This is a genomic window from Chromatium okenii, from assembly GCF_016583745.1.
Classification (GTDB): domain Bacteria; phylum Pseudomonadota; class Gammaproteobacteria; order Chromatiales; family Chromatiaceae; genus Chromatium; species Chromatium okenii.
The window spans coordinates 1-21,122 of record NZ_NRRQ01000037.1 but is presented as its reverse complement, the minus strand read 5'-3'; the positions used below and the strand labels follow the sequence as shown (position 1 = coordinate 21,122).

Genomic DNA, 21,122 nt, shown 5'->3' with positions numbered 1-21,122 from the left:
GACGCAGCTCAAATCAAACCGGCAAGTTGATCCAGACCGAACCGGAAACAGAGCGATTAGAGATGTTCATCTTTCTTCTGAGGGAGAAATTGTTCACCTAAAAGGTTATGGCTTAGTAAAAGCATTCTGGATCGTTTCCAAAAACGGTGACACGGAATACTGGGCGACTAATGATTTTTTAATGTCAAATTTGATGCGCAAAAGTTTGGCTGAAAAAAGATGGATGATTGAAGTTTATCATCACGATCTCAAACAAAACTGCGGTGTGGAACGCTGTCAAGCGCGTTCAGCAATTTCTCAACGCAATCATATTGGTCTTGCAATTCGTGCTTTCATACGTTTGGAACGCTACTTCTATCGAACTGGAATAAGCATTATGGAAGCAAAAAATAAGATCGTGCGCAGTGCCGTGCGATTTTATTTATCAGCACCATTGTATGGCTTGTTCGCAACTGCGTAACTCCTAATCGCGCTAAATTCTGTTCCGTTTCGCCGACATAAGGCGAAATCAAATCTGAGGCTTGGCGCGTGACCAATTCCCGATCCAATGCTTCCGCCAGCACCTCGGCAAACGCGGTTTTACCGGTGCCCGGCGCACCGTAAAAACATAAACTGCCGTGCCCGTTGTTTGCTAAGGCTTGCGCGATGGCGCTCGGACTTACCGCGCCAGCCAAATTCAAAAACGCCACATCAACTCGCGTCGCCGCTTGCCGCCGTCGCGGGGCAGGCGCTCCATGCAGCAACGTGCGCAGCGCCGCCACGCCGTCATGCACGGCGTGACTGGGTTCGGCAGTCGGGCGTAAATCAAGCAACCGCCGCGCTGCGCCGAATTGCGCCGGAGCCAGCAGCGGATCAGCTGCCAATTCGTCAAGTAAGGCTGGCGGCAAGTTGCAATTGCCCAGATGTCGCTCCGCCATTTGTCGCCGTACCGAACGCGGCGGCGTGGTGAATGCCACCGGCAGCAGGAAACGCCGTAAAAACGCTGCGTCCATGCCATCAGTGCTATTGGCGATCCAGATTGCGGGCACGGGGTTTTCTTCCAAAATCCGATTCATCCAGCTTTTTTGCCGACCGGTGGTGCTCCGTCCTCGCAGCAACGCAAACAGGTTGTCATTGCTATCAAACACATCTTCCACTTCATCGAAAATCAGCAGCACATCGCGCCGTCGCGCCAGCAATCGCTGCGCTACCAAATACGCCGATAGCCGCCCAGTGCGTGATAAGCCGTCGCCGTCTTCATCATCGCTGCGTACCTGATACGCCGTTAGCCCGCACGCTGCCGCCACCGCTCGCGCCAATTCGGTTTTACCGGTGCCGGGTGCGCCGTAAAACAGCGCATTGACGCCAGCCGCTGCCGTCGTCGCAGCGTGGTGCAACACATCGCGCAACCGTTCAATGTCACGACTCAAATGTGGGAAGGATTCCAGCGCCCACGCGCCCGCTGGCGCAGGTTCAATCAACAGCTCCAGCAGGCTGTCGGCATCTGGCGGCGCGGCATCGAATACCTCGCGTAACAGGTCGGTCGGTTTCACGAAATCTTCTAAATCAGATTGATCGGCGTCGTAGCGAATCAAACCCAGCGTCCGCAACGGCGCTTGCCGCTGTAACGCAGTGCGCAAGGTGGTTTGTGGAAGATCAAGCAGTGCTGCCAAACGCGCCAAATTGATCCGCGCTGGAACGCGTCCGCATTCCCGCAACAGCGTCCGCAATGGCTCGGCGAGCATGAAGTGGTCGAGAAAATCGAGCACGCGCAGCGCCGTCGTATCAAGAGCGAGGCTGGTGCCGAGCAGCGCAACTGTGGGCGATAGAACTGCACCGTCATCTGCTGCCGTCAGCCGTTCGAGGACGCTCGGCGGTATCGCTCCGAAATACTGCCGCAAATACTGGCTTACCTGATGCGACTGGTGCGACGATTCCATCCAATTGTCATCAGCATCTTCATATTCATCTGACGATTTCACCAAGGTTGCAATGCGGTGCGAATCCAGCACGGGTCGCAGCAATTGCCACAGTGCGCCGAGGAAATCGCGGTCTTGAAAACGTCCTTTCAGATCGGGTGCGCCGCGCAGCAGTTGCAACGCATAGCGGGCGAGGCGGCGCTCACTGGCTGAGACGGCGTTCAGGTCTTTTTTCCACAGGTTGCGAGGTGTTGGCATGGTCAAAACTCCTATTTCTCAGTCCACAGTTGAAAGCGGCGACTGTCGTAATGCCAGGTCAGAAACTCGCCGCGTATTGCGCCTTCCTCATAAAACATGCCGAGCACCAGATTGAGCGGCTCGCGGAAGTAGGTGCTGGCGGAATCGTTTTCACAATCAAGCACCGGCGTCTGCAACACTTCCACCACGATGGCGGGGTTGGCGTAGCGCGGCAGCCGGCGGTTTTTTAAGCCCGGTTTCCAAGTGACGAGATCGCCAACCGCGAAGTTGTGCGGTTGCTGAAACAGTTGATAGCGGTCGCGCAGGGCTGCGCCGAGATCGCCGGTCAGGTCATCGAGCGGATCGTCATCAAGTAGATGATTTGTGTGCTCATTATTGAGACCGATGCGGGCGAGCAATTCGCGGGAAGACAGATGGTCGTGTTGTTTCCGTGACATGCAAAAACTCCTTTTGAAGGGTGAAATTTCGGGTCTTCTAACGTGAACCCTTTTCAGGGCGTTCTAAGCGCGGTTTATTTGCAATTTTTTTAGGAGCGACGCAGTTAAAACCACAACCTATTGATTTATTTCTCAGTTATCGGTGACAACAGTGCTTTTACTGCTAACGGTCAACTGACAACTTTTTTTCAACTTGCGCCGTCCGACGTATCAATATCAAACTCATCAGACACATCTTTTCGCATCCGGTCAAAATGAAAAAATCCATTCACCACAATCGTTACGAGCGCCAAAACGTCTTGAATGGCTATTGCCAGCGAGCGGCACCTTCTGGGAGGGTTCAATCAACCCCTCCAAGATCATCTGCTCGATCTCCGCGAAATACCCATCTAGGTATGGACTCAGTTGATGGCGGTCGCGCAGGGCTACGCCGAGATCGCCGGTCAGATCATCAAGTAGATGATTTGTGTGCTCATTATTGAGACCGATGTGGGCGAGCAATTCGCGGGAAGACAGATGGCCGTGTTGTTTTTGTGACATGCTAAAACTCCTCTTGAGGGGTGAAATTTCGGGTCTTCCAACGTCAACCCTTTTCAGTGCCTCCTAAGGGCGGTTTATTTGCAATTTTTTTTAGGAGCGACGCAGTTAAAACCACAACCTATTGATTTATTTATCAGTTATCGGCGACAACAGTGCTTTTACTGCCAACGGTCAACTGGCAACTTTTTTTCAACTTGCGCCGTCAGACGTATTAATATCAAACTTATCCGACATACCTTGTCGCATCCGGTCAAAATGAAAAAATCCATTCACCAGAATCGTTACGAGCGCCAAAAACGTCTTGAAGCGCTATTGCCAGCGAGCAGCACAGCGCCAGCCAATTGTCCCGACGGGGCGCATTTGCTTAAAAGCCTTGGCAATGCCTATGGCACAACCAGTGACGGCGCGTGTCGCCGTGCTTTGCAACGCGATCTGGATGCACTGGTGAAAGATGAGCGGATTGAAGCGGTTAATCCGAACGGCAAACCGCTGCGGTATCGACGCGTGAAAGACGATCTCAATGATGACGCGCTGATTTGGGAAGACACGCTGCAAAAAGTCGGCGATTTGGTGAATTCGTTGTTGATAAAGGCGAAGGGTGTGCTGCCGCAACGCCCGCTCGACCCGTTGTGGCAGCGGTTGCTGACTGACGCCGATGGACCGGTGCTGGACGCCACGCGCCTGCGCATCATCCCCGACACGTTGCGGCTGCAACCGGTGGAGCTTTATCCCGCAGTGCTGACTTCGGTCATCACCGCGCTGGCGCAGCGGTGCGTTCTCAAAGTGAATTATGAAAATGCCGATGGGAAACGCGCCGAGGTGCAGATTCATCCGCAGGCACTGATTCAACGCGGACCGATTCCGTATTTGCTGGCGTTGAAAAATGACGAAACGGAACCAGTGCGGTTTTACGCGCTGCATCGCATGACTCGCCCCGAACTACTGACAATACTTTCGGCGCGAGTTGCGAAAAATTTCGATTTAGATCAAGCGATTAAGCAAGGCGTGATAGATTTTGGTTCCGGCAAGCAGATTGAATTGGAATTGCGGGTGCGCGGCTATCTGGCAACGGTGCTCACGGTGTGCCCACTTGCGCCAAATCAACGGTTTATAAATGAGCCGAATGGTTCCGAATTTGAGATTCGGGTGTGGGCAACCGTCCCCGCGAGCGGTCAATTGCTGCGCTGGCTGCTGGGAGCGGGAGATAATTTAGAAGTTATCGCGCCGCCAGATTTACGCCGAGTTGTCGCCGCGCAAGCTGCAAAAACAGCGGCGCTATATCGGCGTTGACCGAGTAGACGTAGGTTGGGTTGCCGCAGTTGGCAACCCAACACAATTGACTACCGAACGATAATTTTATGCTTAACAAACTTTTTCAAGATTTCGATTTTGCACAATTAAATTCTTCTGATTTCAAAGAAGACAGTGTCCGAGAAGTGTTGATTTTGCCCATTTTAACGCAGCTCGGTTATGGATCATCGCAAATTGTCCGCAGCAAAAGTTTGTTACACCCTTTTTTGAAAGTTGGCAGTAAAAAACGTCCCGTGACGTTAATTCCTGATTATTTATTGAAAGTCGAAAACAGCTACGCTTGGGTTTTAGATGCCAAAGCACCGCATCAAAACATTCACTCTGGCGACAATGTTGGACAGGTGTATTCATATAGCATTCATCCTGAAATACGCAGCAAATTCTTTGCGTTGTGTAATGGGCGGGAATTTTCTTTGTTTCGACAGGATACGCCAGAACCAATTTTATATTTTGAGTTGATTGCAATTGCTGATTACTGGGATGAATTATCGGCTTATTTATCACCGAGTTCGTTTCAAACGGGCAAGGTTTTGACCTATACCACGCCGAAGAAAGTGATTAAGACCGCGCCTTTTAGTTATTTAGAGCGTTCTTTACTAGAGGAAATCGTTGTTAAAAAACAGTCAACAAAACGTCATTTTGGTGTGCATGGTTATTTTACTAAGCAGTCTTGGAATGTCGTTAATGAATACATTAAGAATTTTTCACAAGCTGGTGATTTGGTTTTAGACCCTTTTGGCGGCAGCGGCGTGACTGCGGTTGAAGCGATGATGTTAGAACGACGAGCGATTCATTTAGATTTGAATCCAATGTCTACTTTTTTAATTGATGCACTGACTGCTCCGGTTGATCTAGCCGATTTGCAATGCAGTGTTGAGCGCGTTAAAACAGCATACATGCAGCATGAACCAACGACTACTGAAGCGATTGATGAAGCATTAAAGCAATATACTTATCCGCAGGATTTTGTGTTACCAAAGGGTTCAGATGTCAGCGTTGTAAAGGATTTATTTAGCAAAAAACAGTTGGCGCAACTTGGATTTTTGAAACATTTAATTACACAAGAAACGGATAACAATATCCGAACATCGCTGTTGTTGGCGTTTTCAAGCACCTTGAATCTTATTAACTTAACTTGTCATCCTTCTAAACGAGGCAGTGTAGACAGCGCCGTGATGCGTTATTACCGCTATAGATTAGCGCCTAGCCATAAAGACTTAAATGTATTAAAAACTTTTGAAAACAAAATGAAAGGCGTGTTTAATGCCAAGCGCGAGATAGCGCCTAAAATCAACGCGGACACCATAGCACAGTTGCAGGTCATTCAAGGGACTGCAACGGATTTGTCGTTCTTAAAAAAAGAAAGTGTGGATTACATTTACACTGATCCACCCTATGGCAAAAAGATTCCTTATCTTGATTTGTCCGTCATGTGGAATGCGTGGTTAGATTTGCCCGTGACCGAGCAGGATTATTGTTTAGAAGCCATTGAAGGCGGCGAACATGAGAAAAGCAAAGCGGATTACAACGCCCTGATTGCGAAAAGTATTGAGGAAATGTATCGGGTATTGAAATTTGAGCGTTGGATGTCGTTTGTGTTTGCGCACAAAGACCCAGAATTTTGGCATTTGATTATTGAAACAGCCGAACGCTGTGGTTTTGAATATGCGGGTGCAGTGGCGCAGAAGAATGGTCAAACCAGTTTTAAGAAACGGCAAAATCCGTTCACGGTGTTGTCTGGTCAGTTGATTATTAACTTTCGGAAGGTGCGCAAACCCAAGTACATTATGAAAGCCAGTTTGGGCATGGATGCGGGTGAAATCGTGTTGCAAACGATTGAGGGCGTGATTGCAAAATATCAGGGTGCAACGTTGGAGCAAATTAATGACGAGTTAATTATTAAAGGCTTGGAATTGGGCTTTTTAGATTTGCTGAAAAAAGAGTATTCTGATTTGACGCCATTGCTGCTTGATCTGTTTGATTATGATAACGACACTGAATTGTTTAGCATTAAACAAAACAAGCAATTCAAAACGCATGTTGATCTGAAATTGCGGGTTCGTTACTATTTGATCTCTTATTTACGTCGGATGGAAATTGAGAAGAAAACGGCGCGGTTTGATGAGATTGTGTTAGCGATTATGCCGTTGTTGAAAAACGGAATTACACCAGAATCACAAACGATTTTAAGTGTTTTAGAAGATATTGCACATCGCGCTGGTGAAGGCTGGCGTTTGAATGCAGATGGACAAGCAACTCTCGGCATCTAACTGTTTTATCTCAAAATCATAAATATCAACCCTATTGTTGGCAGCGGCTGTGGCGTTTTTATTCGCAGTGCTGAGTTCAGTGCAAACAGTAAAAACGGCGGCGTTGACCGGACGTCAAGATAAAAACAATTCTTGTTTGTCCACTCCAAAAACAGATGTTAGGCTTGCAGTGTTCTCGTCAACGGCGTCCGGTATCGCCCACCGTGACGCCATTTTTTATCACTGCTAGGACATCTAAACCCATGAAAACATTAACGCTTTCGACTGCCATTGCATTGGCGCTGGCTATTCAAACTCCTGCTTTTGCTGACAGCGTGACCACCCGCTTGACGCGGCTGGAAGCGCAAAACCGCGCTCAAGAAGCGGCGCTGCAACAGCAATCCGCCGCACTCATCAATCAGCAGGCAGCCGCTGCGCCAGACCATGATGATTGGATTCATCGCCTTGAATTTTCTGGGTTAATTGAAGTGGAAGCGGGTTATTTCGCCCCTGAAACCGGCAGCAGCACCAGCGATGTCACGTTGGCGACGGTGGAGCTGGGCGTGAAGTCGAAGGTGAATGCGTGGATTGAGGCGGGCGTGTCGCTGTTGTATGAGCAGGATGTGACCGATTTGGAAATCGACACCGGTTATCTCACCGTTGCCAACGCCGAGGTGACGCCGTTGTCGTTCACGGCGGGACAGATTTATCTGCCGTTTGGCGTATTTGCCAGCAATTTGATTTCCGATCCGCTCACGCTCGAACTCGGTGAAATCCGCGAGTCGGCGCTGCAAATTGGAATGGAACGCGGCGACTTTGCGGGCGCACTGTATCTGTTTAACGGCGAAACCACGCTTGACGACGACGATCAGCTTGACAACTGGGGTGCGATGGTTGGCTACACTCACACCGCATCAGAACGGACGTGGGCGGCAAGCGTTGGTTATCTCAACGATCTCGGCGAAACCGACCTGTTGCAAGAGCGCGTGGGAGCGCGTTCGGAACGGAGTGGGGCGTGGACGGCGAGTGCGAATGCCAGCGTCGGGCGTTTCAGCGTCACTGGAGAATATGTGACCGCCGTCGATGACTTTGCCGCTGACCAGATCGGGTTTAAAGAACAGGGCGCTCGCCCTTCCGCGTGGACGCTCGAAGCGGGATTGCGCTTTGCCGTGCTGGGAAAACAATCTATTGTATCAATCGGTTATCAAGGCACGAGGGAGGCGCTGGCGCTTGATTTGCCAGAACAACGTTGGTTGCTGGGCTGGTCGGTTGAAGTGTGGGAAAAAACCACGCTGGCATTGGAATGGGCGCGGAGCACCGCGTATGACCACGCTGACGGCGGCAGTGGTGACACCGATGACAGCGTGATCGCGCAGCTTGCGGTGGAATTCTAAAGTTGAAGTGGTGATGCGGACGCATCACCCACAGCTCACAAGCTGTTTGCCAGCACCAGCCCGATCATCAGCGCCACCGGATAACAACCCAAAATCAGCCACAGCGCCTGCCGCAATTCCACCGCCGTGAGCTGGGCTGGCCACTCCGGTTCGCCGATAAACCGCTCATTGATTAACTGCCCGTCGCGCCACACCGGACCGAGCAGGCGCACCCGCAACGCGCCAGCCAGCGCCGCCTCACTCCAGCCCGAATTGGGACTCGGCAGCAGCGCGTGATAACGCCACGCCGTGCGCAGCGCCAGCAGCGGATGCAACCGTTGCCATGCCGCCACCATCGCAATCATCACCACAGAAATCCGCGCTGGCAGCCAGTGCATCCAATCGTCGCACCGCGCCGCTGCCCAGCCAAAGCGTTGATAACGCTCATTTTGATAGCCAACCATCGCGTCCAGCGTGGAAATGACTTTGACTACAATCAGCCCCGGCAAGCCGAATAAACACAGCGCCCACAGCGGCGTCAGCACGCCATCGGTCAGATTTTCCGCCAAGCTCTCCATCGTGGCGCGGACGATGCCGTCTTGTTGCAACGGCGCAGTGTCGCGTCCCACCAATTGCTTCAATTGCTGCCGCGCTGCCGGCAGATCGTCAAGCAGACTCAAAATCCGTTTGCCCTGCACGATCAAATCCCGCAGACACAGCAGGCTGGCGGCGAGATACAAATCCCAGATGAACACCAAATGCGGATGAACCAAGCTCAGGCTGGCGCGAATGCCCAGCCACACGGTCAGCGCGACCGTCAGCACCAGCAGCAGATGCAGCACGCCGCCGCTGCGCTGATTCCAACCGCGAGCGAATAACTGCCGCTCAATCGCCGTGCTCAAATCACCGATCAGCCGCACCGGATGCAGCCGATACGCCGGATCACCCAGTACGACATCAAGCAAACACGCAGCAATAATCAAGGTCATGGAGTTGGTTCCTCAATGGGCGTGGGACGGAAACGTCGCGGGAACGCGGCGTCATAAAGTTTGGAAGGAATGGCGCTGGGGCGAAACCGCGCTCCGAGTGCCGGACTCACCACAATCAACGCCTGCCGATCAATGTTGACCGCTCGGCACTGCGCGGCGATGTCATTCAAAGTGCCGCGCAACACGACCTCATCTGGCCACGTTGCCTTGTGAACGATGACCACCGGCGCGATCGCCGCCCAGCCCGCTTCAAGCAACTGCGCGACCACCGCCTCGATGCGTTCAATCGACAGAAAAATGCACAGCGTGCAGCCGTGCGCCGCCAGCGAAACAAACGACTCGCCCGCCGGCATCGCCGTCCGTTCCGACAGGCGCGTAAAAATCACCGTTTGCGTGAGTTCCGGCAGCGTCAAACATTCACCCGCCGCCGCTGCCGCCGCCATTGCTGACGACACGCCAGAAACAATCCCCACCGGAATTCCCGCTGCATCTAGTGGACGCGCCAGCTCGGCGACGACGCCGTACAGCGTCGGATCACCGGTTTGCAGCCGCACCACCACCGCGTGGTGCTGGGCGCGATCCAGCAACCACGCCGTGACCTCCGCCAACGCCATCGTTTTGGAGTCGGCGATCTCGCACTGGGGAGCTGCCCATTGCAGCACCGTTTCTGCCACCAACGAGCCGGTGTACAAAATGGCCCCCGCTTCGGCCAGCAATCGCGCCCCGCGCACCGTAATTAAATCTGGTGCGCCCGGCCCGGCACCCACAAACCACACCTTGCCCGTCATAAATACTCGCTTTGGTTTATTAAAATAGTTGTCAGTTTTCGGTTGTCAGTGACATTCAAAATTATCGCGGCATAAAAAGTCAATATCATTTTGATCTGCGCTGTGTGCATTCAGCTCCGTTATCAAACCCGCGCAATAAAAACGAGCGCGTTATTCAATACAGGAGCTGAAAAAACGCAATTAGCCCGCGTCTTGTCGAATCGGCACGATGGTAATATCCACGCGCCGATTTAAGCGCCGCCCGGATTCGCTGGCATTGCTGGCAATCGGTTGATCTTTCCCAAAACCAGCGGACGTCATCCGATTCGCCACCACGCCGCCATTGCCGAGATAACGCTCCACTGAACCCGCCCGGCGTTCCGACAGCATTTGATTGTGACCGGCAGAACCAGTGCTATCGGTATGCCCAGCAATCGCCAATTCCGTCTTGCCATATTTGGTCACGATGGCAGCGATCTTATCCATCGTGCTGTAAAAACCGGGCTTGATCTGATCGGAATCAACTTCAAACGTCGTCTCGCCCGTCATTCCCACCAATAATTCATCATTGGGCAGTTTTTGGACGCGAATCATGCCGCTCGCAATTTCATCTGCCAGCGCCTTCTGGAAATCTTGGTGCTGTTTTTCCATATACGCGCCGACCGCCGTTCCTACCAACGCCCCGCCAATCGCACCGATGAGCGCCCCGCGTCCAGCATTAGCGCCTTTGGAACCAATTAGCGCCCCCGTTGCCGCACCGATGGCAGTGCCAATCATCGCGCCCTGACCGGTGTCTGAGACGCCACCGCTGGGGGTGGCGCAGCCGCCTACAATCATCGCGCTGGCAGTACACGCAATCACAGTCATCGAAAATGGTCGTTTCATCGCAAACCTCTTGTGGTAAAAAAACAGTTCATTGTGCGTTACGTTTTAACCAACGCCACAGCTCACACTCTCATTCACACGCTATCATCATCATAGGAAATCAAGCACATGCGCCACATCACACCCCTTCTCGCCAGCGTACTCTTTACTGCCGCTACCTCGGCGCTGGCTGCCAATCCCAAGGTCGCCATCGACGTCACCATCGACAATCAACCCGCCGGCACCGTCACGCTCGAATTATTCGCTGATGTCGTCCCCAAAACAGCAGATAATTTTCGCGCTTTGTGTACCGGCGAAAAAGGCAAATCGCTCAATTACGCCGGCAGTCCATTTCATCGCATTATTCCGGGGTTTATGATTCAAGGCGGCGACTTTACCAATGGCAATGGTACCGGCGGTGAATCCATTTATGGCAAATCATTTCCCGATGAAAACTTCCAATTGCATCACGACGCAGCCGGCGTGTTATCAATGGCTAATGCGGGACCAAATACCAACGGCTCGCAGTTTTTTATTACCGTCGCGCCCACACCATTTTTAGATGGCAAGCACGTCGTGTTTGGAAAAGTCATTGCTGGCATGGACGTGATTCAAGCGATGGAAGCACAAGGCAGTCGCTCCGGTCGCACCCAAACGCCCGTCACCTTCGCAGCTTGTCGGCAATTGCCATGACTGCCGCACCTCGTCCCCGTCGCATCGGCGTTCTGACCAGCGGCGGCGATGCGCCCGGCATGAACGCCTGTTTACGCGCCATCGTCCGCACCGCGATCTATCACAACTTGGAAATCATCGGCTTTCAACACGGCTTTCGCGGCGTGTTGCTCGGCGAATCGCAGGTGCTTGATGCCCGCTCCGTCGCCAACATCATCCAACGCGGCGGCACCATTCTCGGCAGCGCCCGCGCCCCAGAAATGCGCCATCCCGAAGGCTTAAAACAAGCCGCCAGCACCTTGAAAGGCTTGGGCATTGACGCGCTGTTAGTCATCGGCGGCAACGGTTCGATGCAGGGGGCGCTGGCGCTGGCAGACTATTGGCAGGGGCAACTCATCGGGCTGCCGGGCACGATTGACAACGATCTCGGCGGCACCGATTGGACGATTGGCTTTTTCACTGCGCTGGATACCGCGCTCAACGCAGTTGATCGGCTGCGCGACACCGCTGATGCCTTTGATCGCATCTTTTTGTTGGAAGTGATGGGACGTGACGCCGGTTGGATCGCGTTATTCACCGGTATCGGCGGCGGCGCGGAGGAAATTTTGATCTCTGAACAGCCGTATGATCCCGTCGCTCTCAGCGCCCGCATCAAAGGGTATCGTGCCCGCAACAAGCGCAGCGTGATCGTCGTGGTCGCAGAAGGTGCCTGTCCCGGTGGCGTAGCGCAGGTCGCAGCGGACATCGAAGGACATGGATTTGAAACCCGCACCTGCGTCCTCGGTCACATTCAACGCGGCGGCTCGCCGGTCGCGCTGGATCGCTATTTGGCGACTGAGATGGGCGTGTTTGCGGTGCAAGCGGCGCTGGATGGCGCAACGCTGGTGCTGGTCGGCAAACAAGGACAAAGCAATCAGCTCGTCCCGCTGCGCGAAGCGTTGGCGGATTGCAATCACCGACCACCCACGCATTTGCTTGAAATCAATCGCTTTTTGTCAATTTAACCGCTCACAAGTCGTGCTGGCGCAGATGCGCCAGCAGTTCGGCAGCGGAGACAACTCCCAGCACCCGCGCTGCCGCTATTTCAACGCCGTGTTCATTAAAGAAAAACAGCGCCGGTGGCCCGAAAATCCCAAATTGTTCCTGCATGACCGCCTGATCTGCCGCCGTGTTCGCGGTCACATCCACCTGCAATCGCACAAATCGCTGCACCGCCGTCCGCACCTTTGGATCACTGAACGTATCGCGCTCCAGCTCTTTGCACGACACGCACCAATCCGCATAAAAATCCAGCATGACCGGCTTGCCCGCTGCGGTCGCCGCCGCCAGCGTGCGGTCAAGATCGGCGCTGTTCACCCGCTGAAATAACAGCTCGGCACGTTCGGGCGCAGCGGCGCTGGTCATCACACCGCGCAATGGCTGCAACGGATTGTTGCCACCCGCAGCCGCGCCAAGCAACTGCAAGGTGCCATAAATCAACAACATCACGCCGCAGCTCCGCCACAACGTGCGCCAGCCGCTGCTTCCCGCTGGCACTGGTGTCAACGCGCCGAGATAGATTCCGCTGCTAATCAACAACATGCCCCACAGCAGCAGCGTCAACGCCGCCGGCACGATCCGCTCCAGCAGCACAATCGCCACACCCAGCAGCAACACGCCAAACACCGTTTTGATCGCTTCCATCCACGCTCCCGCTCGCGGCAACAGGCGTCCAGCCGAGGTGCCAATTACCAGCAGCGGTGCGCCCATTCCCAAGCTCAATGCAAACAGCGCCAGCCCTCCGAGCACTGCGTCGCCGGTCTGGCTGATGTAAACCAGTGCGCCGAACAGCGGTGGCGCGACGCAGGGACTGATGATGAGTGCCGACAGCAATCCCATGATGGCGACGCCGAGCAGCGTGCCGCTGGTTTGCTGGTTGCTGATGGCGGCGAGTTTGGATTGCCAGCGCGACGGCAATTGCAGTTCATAAAATCCAAACATCGCCAGCGCCAGCAGCACAAAAATCACTGCGAAGCTACTGAGAATCCAAGGATTTTGGAAAGTGGCTTGTATATTTGCGCCAAACAAACCGGCGGCGATTCCCGCCAACGTGTAGGTCAGCGCCATCGCCAGCACATACACCAATGACAGCCAGAAGGCGCGGCGGGTGGTGAGCATTGCGCCCTGTCCGACGATGATGCCGGACAAAATCGGAATCATCGGAAACACGCACGGCGTGAATGCCAGCAGCAGCCCGAAGCCAAAGAACACAGCGCAGATCGCCCACCACTTGCCGCTCGCCAACACACTGGAGAATTGATCGGAAAATTCGCCTTGCTCAAATCCCCCCTGCCCCCCTTTTTCAAAGGGGGGTTCCAGAGCCAGAGCTGGCGCGTCATTCTCATCTGGCAGTGGCAGCGGTTCGGCGATTTCACCCGCTGGCAATTGCTGCGCTGCTGGCGCGACCGGCAGCGGCGGCTGGACTGGTAATTCCAGCGCCAGCCGCTGCGTTTGCGGCGGATAACACACGCCAATTTCCGCGCAGCCCTGATAACGCACGATCAGCGTAAACGCCGTTGCTTCCGGCGTCGTGCGCAGCAGCGGCACCACAAATTCCAATTGATCGTGATAGACCTCCGCATCACCCAGCGCCCCGTCTGGCAATACCGCTGCGGTTTTGACGCCGCCCGCCGGACGTTTGAACGCACCGAGCGCCACGCTATCGCCCGCAGCTTCCAGCGTCACGTCGAGCGTCTCCCGATATAAATAGGTACCCGGCGCGATGTCCCAGCGCAGCAGCACCTGTTCCGGCGGGATCACTTCTGCCGTCAACTGAAATGCCTCAGTCACCGGCAACAACTCGTCTGGCGCATTGACGCGCAGCGCGGGCGGGTGATTGAGCACGGCGGCGACGCGAACCGGCAGCGCCAGCGGACGCGGCAACGTCAATTGGAACGACTGGCGCTGTGGCGGATAACAAAATCCCGCATCGGCGCAGCCCTGAAACGCCACTTCAAGCGTCATCTGCTCCGGTGCCGTCGCGTCGCGCTGAATCGGTATCAACAGCTCGCCAGAATGCCGATCAATCCCGACCGCCCCAAGCCACTGATCTTGCTTGATTTCTGGCGCAGGACGCGCCGGCAGCTCCAGCGCAATGCCGGGCGTGGGCGAGCTGATGTGCCATTTATCCCGATACAGGTAATAACCGGCGGCAATCGTCCAGCGCACCCGCAGCGTCGTCGCATTTTCAACCTGCGCGGTAATTTGAAATGCCTGCTCCGGCGGCAACATCGTGTCAGCGCGAGCGCCTGCCGTTATCAACAACAATATGAATAAAACAAAATAGCGTATCAACACAATTGAACCATTGTTGGTAAATGTCATATCAATTCTGGTCGTCCGGTGAGATAACCCTGACATAATTGAAATCCCATTTGAATACAGACCGCAGCTTCTTCTTCAGTTTCCACGCCTTCTGCCAGCGTTTGCGAACCCAAATCCAGCACCAATTTCACCAATTGTTCAATCATCTGCTGTTTTTTCAGCGGAGCGCGATGAATATCTCGAATTAACCCCATATCAAATTTTACAATATCCGCAGGAATATCAGCGATTTCGTGTAACCGCGCCTGCCCCGCGCCAAAATCATCATACGCCATCAACACGCCACACTCGCGCAAACGGTCTACCACTATTTTCATTTGATTGCCATTATTCACCGCCGTTTCGTGAATCTCCATCACCAATTCCATTTGTGGTGCCAGCAACAACAACTCTTTAACTGAAGTAAAAAACGACTCTAAAGACATCTCTTGCGGATGGCTATTCATAAACAAGCGCACTGGCTTTCCACGTCGCGCTGCTGCTTTCGCCCCACAGCGGCGGAAGGCTTGCGATAATTCCACTTCTTTATTCAGTTTTTCTGCAAGTTGAAATAATTGCAATGGCGATTGCGGTAAAGCGAGATGCGCTCCGCGTCCCAACACTTCATACGCCAAAACTTGGCGGGTATGAAAATCAACAATCGGCTGCCACGCCACGCGCAATTGATCCTCTTTTAACATACTCAGAAAATCAGTTTCTTGCAGTAAAAAGTTCTCCGGTAAACTACTGCCAACTTCAACCAAACAGGTTTGTTCACGCACTGATTTGCTGGTGAACTTTGAACTATCAACCACAGATTGACTTAAACGAAATTCCGCCGTACCAAAGTGTAAAATATCGCCTTCCAATACTGACGTGGGCGCAATAATGCGCTCCCGATTGCGATAGGTGCCATTGGTGCTTTCTAAATCAGTGAGCAATAATTCTCCCCGCGCACTCAATTCAAAACGGGCATGAACCCGCGACACGCCATTAGAATCAATGGTGATTGTGCATTGCGTACTGCGCCCCACCGTTGCGGGAAAATGATCCATCGGCACTAATACCGTATTCCCATCAACTGGCGCACCTTTAAGAAACCAAGATTTAATCATCAGTAGAATCCTGTTACTGGAAGTGAAAGCGCCGTTTAATGCGCGTCCTGTGGATGTTGTGTTTGACGCGGCAATAATTGCGCGGTGGTGTCGGCTGTAATCACGGTCATATTGCGCTCTTGCGTTGCTAACCGTTTATTGGTGAGTAATTTTTCTTGCCGCGAACGCACCGTATAACCCAGTGCTGCGCCGCCGACCGCCGTTAAAGTCACCAAGCCTAAAGTCATAAATTGTGCCACCATCATGGCGACACCTAAACCCACTGTGCCACCGACAATCACGCCTGTTTTTAAGCTCATTCCCATCGCTGGACGGGTACGCGCTTTTGCTGCTAAACGTTCATTGGAACGTCCATCTTTAGCGCGTTGTTGTTCTGCTTTCACCCGAATTTTTTCACGTTCTTTAGAAAAGCGTTCGGTGATTTTTGAGACAGCGCGACTGCGATGGGCATAAACAATGGTGTTAAACCACAGCGCCGCTAAAAAACCAATCGCCGCACCGAGCCCGGTAAATAATGGCCAAGTGACTTGCCAATTGGTTTGCAAAGCGGTGTAAATCAACAATACTGTGACAGCTTGCAATAACAAGATGCCGACTAAAAAGCGCACGAAACTACTGAAACTATCAGGAATAATGTTCATATTGCGCGAATAAAATCCGGTTGAGTGATAAAGTGAAACTCTGAAAACGGTTCGATATACAACGCTTCACGACGGTGAGTTGCAGTCTGATTCGATTTTAGCGCCCCAAGCAGTGACACCCAATTTGATTTGCCTTGGGCTTTTTTTCCCGTTGTCGTGGGCACTTTAATCGGCAATGCTAATAGGCGTTCTTGAATAGCCGCTAAATTGTCTAATTGTGCAGTGCCGCTGGTAGCAAGCGGGCGATCATACGCATCAATCACGCCATAAAGATGTTCGGCACCGATCATTGATAAATCGGTGATTAAATGTGGCGCGGCGGGATCAGTGGGCGTCAGGCGCGGCTCTAATGACGAGACTAAAAAGGGGCCGCTGTTGTGCTCAATTTGCGTCGCTAACTGTGTCTGTCCATTACGGCGCAAGGTGGCGCTGAGATGATTTCGCATGGATTCGGCGAGATCAAAGGCGACTTGTTCAATTAACGGCTGACCCACTTTTTCAGGATAAATCGGAATTAAAAATGCCGGAGTTTCCAAATTGGGATCAGCATGTTGCGCATCGGCAGTGATGTAGGTTTCAATCACGCGCAATAATTCTTGCGCCCGCGTGGTTGCTGAAGGTGTGGCTTTTGATTCTAACTTTCCGACTAAGACAAAGGTGTATAACCCATAACCGGGAATAGCATCTTCATAAAGCCGATTTAAGGCAATGGCGGTATCAACTTTGGAAAAATCACCGGCAGCCGGAAAATACACCATTCCATAAGTGGGCAATGATTTGGCGGCAGCAGTATTGTCTTCAGCTTGTTGTTGCAAATGCGCCAATCGCGCTAATCCCGCTTGCACGGCGGCAGTCAGCGGACGTGTCGCGCCACTGCCCTGCAAAAGTTGCGCCCGCTCCACAATGAGCGCGGCCTGCGCCTCGCCGCCGCGTGCCACCATTTCCGTTACCACTTCGGGCGGCGTGCCGCACTTGCCGAGCACCAAGGCTTCGGTGGCGACCGTCGGCGCTACCCCGGAAAAATACAAATCCGCTACCAGTGAGCGCAGCACTCGCGGGGCGGCAGCGGCAGGCATTCCCTGACAAACCGCGCTGAGTTCTTGGCGCAGGCGCAAGGGTTCTTGGCTGTAAAGGCGTCCCATCGCGCCAGCATTGGGTTCTAGCAATTCCGCTGGCGTCACCGGCGTTTCCCAAGGTGGCGGCGGCGGTTGTTGGGCGACGAGTCCCCGACTGCTCGGCGCTACAGTCGCCAGCGGCGCTGCTGATGGCAGGGTGCCGCAGCCGGTCAATAGCGTCAGCGCCAGCAGCCCCAAGCCACAGCGGGCAGCCAGCGGCGGGCGTGATATTGAACTCGCAAAGCAAGAGGGCGAACGCTTCAAGGTCGTGATTCTTAAATGAGAAAATCGCATAATAACGGAACTATTTTGGTGAATCATCGCGCCGAAATTCGCCTTCAATGATTGAGGTGGACGCCGCTGGCGCGGGGTGGCGAATGCGCTGATTGACCAGCAGCCGTTGCCGCAGCCACCGGCGCAGCGGCGGCAGTAATAGCGCAAAGCCGGTGGCGTCAGTTAAAAATCCCGGCAATAACAAAAAAATCCCCGCGATTAACAATAATGCGCCATCAAATAACTCATGCGTGGGCACTTCACCGCGCTGTAACGCACTTTGCACCCGCTGTAACACGCTAAATCCTTGCTGGCGTACCAATGCAGCACCGACCACTGCGGTCACAATCGCCAAGCCAATTGTGGGCAATGCGCCAATCGCTACGCTCACGCGAATTAAAAAGTAGAGTTCTAACAGTGGCACACCGATTAAGAACAGTAGAAAAAATAGCATATCATTCTCGCTTTATTGCGCTGAAGTGTGCGCAGGAATACTGACTTAAATTGCCCAACAAGGCAATTATTTCATTGTGACGGTTGAATAGTGACGTATGATTAGAGATGACTTGCAGCACCTTGGAACCAATCGTTAAGATGAAAACGACCTTCGCCATTTTACGCGCCGCCCCTGCTGGTGTTCGCATCCTTTCTCAACGCCAATTTTGGCAATCATGGTCTTGAGTCTAATGAAGATACTTTTGGTTGACGATTCAAAATCCGCCCGTTACGCCCTGCGGCTGCAACTCCAGCGTCACGGCGTTGACGTGGAGACGGCAGACTGCGCCGAATCTGCGTTTGAATTCCTCAAAACGCAGCTCCCGGACGCGATTCTGATGGATCACATGATGCCGGGGCTAAACGGTTTCGAGGCGCTGGACGTGATTCGTGCCGATCCGCGCACCGCCGCCATTCCGGTGGTCATGTGTACCTCGCACGAAGAGCCGGAATTCGTCACAACTGCCAATCAAAAAGGCGTGTTTGGCATCTTGCCCAAATCGGCTGCCGCTGACTTTTTGCCGGAGATTCTCGACCGGCTGCAAGTGCAACTGGCAACTGCGGCGCTGTCTGAACCTGAACCCAGCGCCAGCGTCGCCCCCATCATTGCCCCGCCGCCAGTCGCCGTAGTCGCGCCTGCTGCGCCAGCGTGGTCAGAAGAGACCGTGCTGGCGCTAGTTGAGGAGCGGCTCAACGTCCGGCTGGCGGCGCTGCTCACGCCGCAACTGGACGCGCTGCGCCGGGAACTGCTCGCACAATTTGCTTCTGAAATCAAATCATTGCAGCAGCGCGTAGAAACGCAGTTGGCAGAAACAGCAGCAATACCCGCGCCAACTGCGGCACCGCCCGCCCTCACGGTGGCGGAGGTGCAAACGCTGGTGGAGGCGCATTCCTCGCGGGTAACGGCTGACACCTCGGAGTTGCTCAAGCGCGGTTTATATGCGGAGCGGGCGCTGATTTTGGAACAGGTGGCGAAACAGTGGCGCGAATTGCCGCCCGCGCCGACTCCGGCATCGAGCGCAGCGGTGATTGATGAAACGGCGCTGTTGCGGCAGGCGACGGCGCAAGCGCAACGGGCGGCGAAGGAGCAGATTGAGGCCGCACTCGCGGCGCAACCCGCACCAGAAGCAGCAGCCGCGACCGTGCCGGGCATGGTGTACGGATTATTTGTATTGGCAACGGTGTTGGGAATGGGCGCGGCAGCAGCTGTGTATTTCGTGTTGACGGGCGCAGGAATGCCGCCGCCATAATTGCAATCGTCTCAACAGCAAGTGAAAAAAACCCGCCAACCGGCGGGTTTTTTCATAGAGCATTCAAACCGCTGCATTAGCGATCAAGCTGTTCCAAAAAGCGTTTCATCATACTGACCAATTCTCGCGCTTCAGTGCGTCCCTGCCAAATATCCAGCAATTGCTGGCGATGGCTTTCCATCACGTCTGGTGGATTGACTAAATAACCCATTGACCAACTCTTAAAAATGCGCTTTTCAATCGGCGCAATTCCAATCAACACCGAATCATAATGACGCGGATCAGCGAGAATAATTCCGTATAAGCGGATGAGATTTTCCTGCGGCCCTTCCAAAATCTGAATGAAATGACCGCCACCAGCGCACAAAATGCCGGTGATGTCCAAATCAGGATTTTTTCGCCGCGAGACCTCCAAAATTTGCTGCAATTCGGCATCATCATCCAAGCCAATACTGCTGCGACTCACATAAAGCATTCGTGACAAATAATTCATCTTTTAACCTCAAACCACAACTCGCTATTGCACTGAGCTTATATCAGGAAACCCACGCCCGCGCATTGCGAAATATCCGCAACCACCCGCTTGCTTCCGCATTTTTTATTGATGGTTGCCACGTTTGTTGAATGGCACGAAATACCCGCTCAGGATGCGGCATCATCATCGTCACGCGCCCATCAATACTGGTTAAACCCGCAATTCCTGCCGGTGAACCATTCGGATTGGCGGGATAACGCTCCGCAACGCGCCCATCATTTTCAAGATATTGCACCGCAATGAATGGCTGCGCTGTCGCCAATTGCGCGGTATTGGCAAAGCTCATGCGTCCTTCACCGTGCGCGACCGCAATCGGCAAGCGTGATCCGTGCATTCCATGCAATAAGATGGAGGGCGATTCCGCAATTCCAACCAACAACGTCCGCGCTTCAAATTGTTCTGAGCGATTGCGTTTTAATTGCGGCCAATGCGCAGCACCGGGGATCAATTCTTGCACTTGTGCCAGCATTTGACAGCCATTGCACACGCCCAGCGTGAAGGTGTCAGCACGGGCAAAAAATGCTGCAAATTCATCGCGGGCGCGTTGATTGAATTGAATAGTTTTTGCCCATCCGGTGCCCGCACCCAAAACATCGCCGTATGAAAAACCACCACAAGCGGCTAATCCACGAAAAGCTGTCAGTGCAATGCGACCGGCAATGATGTCGGAGACGTGAACATCGACACAATCAAATCCCGCTGCATGAAACGCTGCCGCCATTTCAATCTGACCATTAACGCCCTGCTCGCGCAGAATGGCTATTGCTGGACGCGCTCCGCGTGCAATAAAGGGCGCAGCAATATCATCATGTGGATCAAAAGTGACGCTTTGATGTAAACCGGGATCATTTACAGCAATTCGCGCAAATGCTTCGGCAGCGCAAGCGGGATCATCACGCAATGCCTGCATTTGATAAGTGGTTTCTGACCAGATGTGTTGCAATGCAGCGCGGCTGATTAAAATCCCCCCCGCCCCCCCTTTTTCAAAGGGGGGAGAA

Annotated in this window: 20 protein-coding genes; 7 read left to right on the top strand and 13 right to left on the bottom strand. The window is 53.5% G+C overall.

All coding sequences use genetic code 11. The annotated features are described in order from the left end of the window. A partial coding sequence (locus CKO12_RS12030; protein WP_200153311.1) for a transposase occupies positions 1 to 460 on the top strand: 460 nt, incomplete at its 5' end. Here the strand turns inward: CKO12_RS12030 and CKO12_RS12025 are convergent. The 3 genes from CKO12_RS12025 to CKO12_RS12015 all read right to left on the bottom strand — a co-directional run bounded on the left by CKO12_RS12025 (position 375) and on the right by CKO12_RS12015 (position 3,133). Beyond that, positions 375 to 2,156, bottom strand: coding sequence for an AAA family ATPase (locus tag CKO12_RS12025; RefSeq protein WP_200154986.1), 1,782 nt, complete (start codon positions 2,154 to 2,156; stop codon positions 375 to 377). The genes CKO12_RS12030 and CKO12_RS12025 overlap by 86 nt on opposite strands. 11 nt (positions 2,157 to 2,167) lie before the next feature. Beyond that, positions 2,168 to 2,593, bottom strand: a complete 426-nt coding sequence (locus tag CKO12_RS12020) for a hypothetical protein (protein ID WP_200154985.1) — start codon at positions 2,591 to 2,593, stop codon at positions 2,168 to 2,170. 249 nt (positions 2,594 to 2,842) lie between these two features. After that, positions 2,843 to 3,133, bottom strand: a complete 291-nt coding sequence (locus tag CKO12_RS12015) for a hypothetical protein (protein WP_200154984.1) — start codon at positions 3,131 to 3,133, stop codon at positions 2,843 to 2,845. A 255-nt stretch (positions 3,134 to 3,388) separates the two neighbouring features. Between CKO12_RS12015 and CKO12_RS12010 the strand changes: the two genes are divergently transcribed. From CKO12_RS12010 to CKO12_RS12000, 3 genes are all read left to right on the top strand, one after another. Next, complete coding sequence (locus tag CKO12_RS12010) at positions 3,389 to 4,423, top strand: helix-turn-helix transcriptional regulator (protein ID WP_200154983.1); 1,035 nt, start codon at positions 3,389 to 3,391, stop codon at positions 4,421 to 4,423. Between the two features lie 68 nt (positions 4,424 to 4,491). Further along, positions 4,492 to 6,714: a DNA methyltransferase gene (locus CKO12_RS12005; RefSeq protein WP_200154982.1), complete on the top strand. Its 2,223-nt coding sequence runs from the start codon at positions 4,492 to 4,494 to the stop codon at positions 6,712 to 6,714. A gap of 242 nt (positions 6,715 to 6,956) precedes the next feature. Further along, positions 6,957 to 8,087, top strand: a complete 1,131-nt coding sequence (locus CKO12_RS12000; protein WP_200154981.1) for an LbtU family siderophore porin — start codon at positions 6,957 to 6,959, stop codon at positions 8,085 to 8,087. A 35-nt stretch (positions 8,088 to 8,122) separates the two neighbouring features. Here CKO12_RS12000 and cbiB read toward each other — a convergent pair whose 3' ends face one another. The 3 genes from cbiB to CKO12_RS11985 form a co-directional block, all read right to left on the bottom strand. Continuing rightward, a complete protein-coding gene (gene cbiB, locus CKO12_RS11995) occupies positions 8,123 to 9,055 on the bottom strand; it encodes an adenosylcobinamide-phosphate synthase CbiB (RefSeq protein ID WP_200154980.1) in 933 nt (310 codons plus the stop codon). Continuing rightward, a complete protein-coding gene (gene cobM, locus CKO12_RS11990) occupies positions 9,052 to 9,843 on the bottom strand; it encodes a precorrin-4 C(11)-methyltransferase (protein WP_200154979.1) in 792 nt (263 codons plus the stop codon). The genes cbiB and cobM overlap by 4 nt, the downstream gene beginning before the upstream one ends. A 180-nt stretch (positions 9,844 to 10,023) precedes the next feature. Continuing rightward, positions 10,024 to 10,707 carry a YiaD family glycine zipper/OmpA-like lipoprotein gene (locus tag CKO12_RS11985; RefSeq protein ID WP_200154978.1) on the bottom strand — a complete coding sequence of 228 codons (684 nt, stop codon included), beginning with the start codon at positions 10,705 to 10,707 and terminating at the stop codon, positions 10,024 to 10,026. 108 nt (positions 10,708 to 10,815) lie between these two features. Here CKO12_RS11985 and CKO12_RS11980 point away from each other — a divergent pair, with 108 nt between their 5' ends. Further along, positions 10,816 to 11,379, top strand: coding sequence for a peptidylprolyl isomerase (locus CKO12_RS11980; RefSeq protein WP_200154977.1), 564 nt, complete (start codon positions 10,816 to 10,818; stop codon positions 11,377 to 11,379). Beyond that, a complete protein-coding gene (locus CKO12_RS11975) occupies positions 11,376 to 12,362 on the top strand; it encodes an ATP-dependent 6-phosphofructokinase (RefSeq protein WP_200154976.1) in 987 nt (328 codons plus the stop codon). Before CKO12_RS11980 ends, CKO12_RS11975 begins: the two co-directional genes overlap by 4 nt. 4 nt (positions 12,363 to 12,366) lie before the next feature. Here the strand turns inward: CKO12_RS11975 and CKO12_RS11970 are convergent, their stop codons facing one another. From CKO12_RS11970 to CKO12_RS11950, 5 genes are read right to left on the bottom strand one after another with little or no spacing between them, the layout of a single operon-like run. Next, the gene (locus CKO12_RS11970; protein WP_242466319.1) at positions 12,367 to 14,664 is read right to left on the bottom strand and encodes a protein-disulfide reductase DsbD; all 2,298 of its coding nucleotides are present in this window, start codon (positions 14,662 to 14,664) and stop codon (positions 12,367 to 12,369) included. A gap of 53 nt (positions 14,665 to 14,717) precedes the next feature. Beyond that, positions 14,718 to 15,815 carry an EAL domain-containing protein gene (locus CKO12_RS11965; RefSeq protein ID WP_200154974.1) on the bottom strand — a complete coding sequence of 366 codons (1,098 nt, stop codon included), beginning with the start codon at positions 15,813 to 15,815 and terminating at the stop codon, positions 14,718 to 14,720. Between the two features lie 35 nt (positions 15,816 to 15,850). After that, on the bottom strand, positions 15,851 to 16,456 hold the full coding sequence (locus CKO12_RS11960; protein ID WP_200154973.1) for a hypothetical protein: 606 nt from the start codon (positions 16,454 to 16,456) through the stop codon (positions 15,851 to 15,853). After that, positions 16,453 to 17,865, bottom strand: a complete 1,413-nt coding sequence (locus CKO12_RS11955; protein WP_207146359.1) for a hypothetical protein — start codon at positions 17,863 to 17,865, stop codon at positions 16,453 to 16,455. Before CKO12_RS11955 ends, CKO12_RS11960 begins: the two co-directional genes overlap by 4 nt. Positions 17,866 to 17,875: 10 nt before the next feature. Further along, positions 17,876 to 18,268 (bottom strand): FxsA family protein, encoded by a 393-nt coding sequence (locus CKO12_RS11950; protein WP_420826841.1) that lies wholly within the window; start codon positions 18,266 to 18,268, stop codon positions 17,876 to 17,878. Between the two features lie 262 nt (positions 18,269 to 18,530). Here CKO12_RS11950 and CKO12_RS11945 point away from each other — a divergent pair, with 262 nt between their 5' ends. Then, entirely contained in the window at positions 18,531 to 19,589 is a 1,059-nt protein-coding gene (locus tag CKO12_RS11945; protein WP_200154970.1) for a response regulator, read from the top strand. Between the two features lie 76 nt (positions 19,590 to 19,665). Here the strand turns inward: CKO12_RS11945 and CKO12_RS11940 are convergent, their stop codons facing one another. Both CKO12_RS11940 and CKO12_RS11935 read right to left on the bottom strand, forming a co-directional pair. Next, positions 19,666 to 20,082, bottom strand: a complete 417-nt coding sequence (locus CKO12_RS11940) for a BLUF domain-containing protein (RefSeq protein WP_200154969.1) — start codon at positions 20,080 to 20,082, stop codon at positions 19,666 to 19,668. 43 nt (positions 20,083 to 20,125) lie between these two features. Next, a partial coding sequence (locus tag CKO12_RS11935; RefSeq protein ID WP_200154968.1) for a phosphoribosylformylglycinamidine synthase subunit PurQ occupies positions 20,126 to 21,122 on the bottom strand: 997 nt, incomplete at its 5' end.

Bases quoted from the DNA above. Each gene is read 5' to 3' on its own strand.
- CKO12_RS12025 (WP_200154986.1), bottom strand. From the start codon at position 2,156: ATGCCAACACCTCGCAACCTGTGGAAAAAAGACCTGAACGCCGTCTCA.
- CKO12_RS12020 (WP_200154985.1), bottom strand. From the start codon at position 2,593: ATGTCACGGAAACAACACGACCATCTGTCTTCCCGCGAATTGCTCGCC.
- CKO12_RS12015 (WP_200154984.1), bottom strand. From the start codon at position 3,133: ATGTCACAAAAACAACACGGCCATCTGTCTTCCCGCGAATTGCTCGCC.
- CKO12_RS12010 (WP_200154983.1), top strand. From the start codon at position 3,389: ATGAAAAAATCCATTCACCAGAATCGTTACGAGCGCCAAAAACGTCTT.
- CKO12_RS12005 (WP_200154982.1), top strand. From the start codon at position 4,492: ATGCTTAACAAACTTTTTCAAGATTTCGATTTTGCACAATTAAATTCT.
- CKO12_RS12000 (WP_200154981.1), top strand. From the start codon at position 6,957: ATGAAAACATTAACGCTTTCGACTGCCATTGCATTGGCGCTGGCTATT.
- cbiB (WP_200154980.1), bottom strand. From the start codon at position 9,055: ATGACCTTGATTATTGCTGCGTGTTTGCTTGATGTCGTACTGGGTGAT.
- cobM (WP_200154979.1), bottom strand. From the start codon at position 9,843: ATGACGGGCAAGGTGTGGTTTGTGGGTGCCGGGCCGGGCGCACCAGAT.
- CKO12_RS11985 (WP_200154978.1), bottom strand. From the start codon at position 10,707: ATGAAACGACCATTTTCGATGACTGTGATTGCGTGTACTGCCAGCGCG.
- CKO12_RS11980 (WP_200154977.1), top strand. From the start codon at position 10,816: ATGCGCCACATCACACCCCTTCTCGCCAGCGTACTCTTTACTGCCGCT.
- CKO12_RS11975 (WP_200154976.1), top strand. From the start codon at position 11,376: ATGACTGCCGCACCTCGTCCCCGTCGCATCGGCGTTCTGACCAGCGGC.
- CKO12_RS11965 (WP_200154974.1), bottom strand. From the start codon at position 15,815: ATGATTAAATCTTGGTTTCTTAAAGGTGCGCCAGTTGATGGGAATACG.
- CKO12_RS11960 (WP_200154973.1), bottom strand. From the start codon at position 16,456: ATGAACATTATTCCTGATAGTTTCAGTAGTTTCGTGCGCTTTTTAGTC.
- CKO12_RS11955 (WP_207146359.1), bottom strand. From the start codon at position 17,865: ATGCGATTTTCTCATTTAAGAATCACGACCTTGAAGCGTTCGCCCTCT.
- CKO12_RS11945 (WP_200154970.1), top strand. From the start codon at position 18,531: ATGAAGATACTTTTGGTTGACGATTCAAAATCCGCCCGTTACGCCCTG.
- CKO12_RS11940 (WP_200154969.1), bottom strand. From the start codon at position 20,082: ATGAATTATTTGTCACGAATGCTTTATGTGAGTCGCAGCAGTATTGGC.